The 600-nt window shown below is 65.7% G+C and carries 1 protein-coding gene; it reads right to left on the bottom strand.

Annotated elements, in window-relative coordinates:
- Positions 1-600, bottom strand: a 600-nt coding sequence (locus tag A3Q37_RS35155; protein WP_141693651.1) for a phosphopantetheine-binding protein, incomplete at both ends; no start/stop codon positions are given.

Raw genomic sequence — 600 nt, 5'->3', positions numbered from 1 at the left:
CTCCAGTCGGTTGATGAACCAGAGGCGGCGTTGGGCGGGGGAGAGGGGGATGTGGTGGGGGCGTGGTTGGGGGGTGAGGTGGGGTCGGGTGGTGGGGGTGGTGGTGTCGAGGTGGTGGGCGAGTCCGGCGACGGTGGGGGTTTCGAAGATGGTGCGGACGTCGAGTTCGGTGTTGAGTGTGGTTCGGATGCGGCTGATGAGGCGGGTGGCGAGGAGGGAGTGTCCGCCGAGGTTGAAGAAGTTGTCGTCGATGGTGATGGTGTTGAGGTTGAGGGTTTCGGCGAAGAGGGTGCAGAGGGTTGCTTCGCGGGGGTTGCGTGGGCTGCGGCCGGTGGTCTGGTGGGTGAAGTCGGGTGCGGGGAGGGCTTTGCGGTCGAGTTTTCCGTTGGTGGTGAGGGGGAGTTCGGTGAGGGTGATGAATGCTGCGGGGATCATGTGGTCGGGGAGGTGGGTGGCTGCGTGGGTGCGGAGTTGGTCGGTGTCGGGGGTGTGTCCGGGGGTGGGGAGGGTGTAGGCGATGAGTTGTTTGTTGCCGGGGTGGTCTTCGCGGAGGAGGACGGTGGTGTGGGTGATGTGGGGGTGGGTGGTGATGGCGGTTTC

The sequence above is a fragment of the Streptomyces sp. PTY087I2 genome (genome assembly GCF_001687325.1).
Taxonomy (GTDB): domain Bacteria; phylum Actinomycetota; class Actinomycetes; order Streptomycetales; family Streptomycetaceae; genus Streptomyces.
This window is presented reverse-complemented; position numbering and strand designations above follow the sequence as displayed.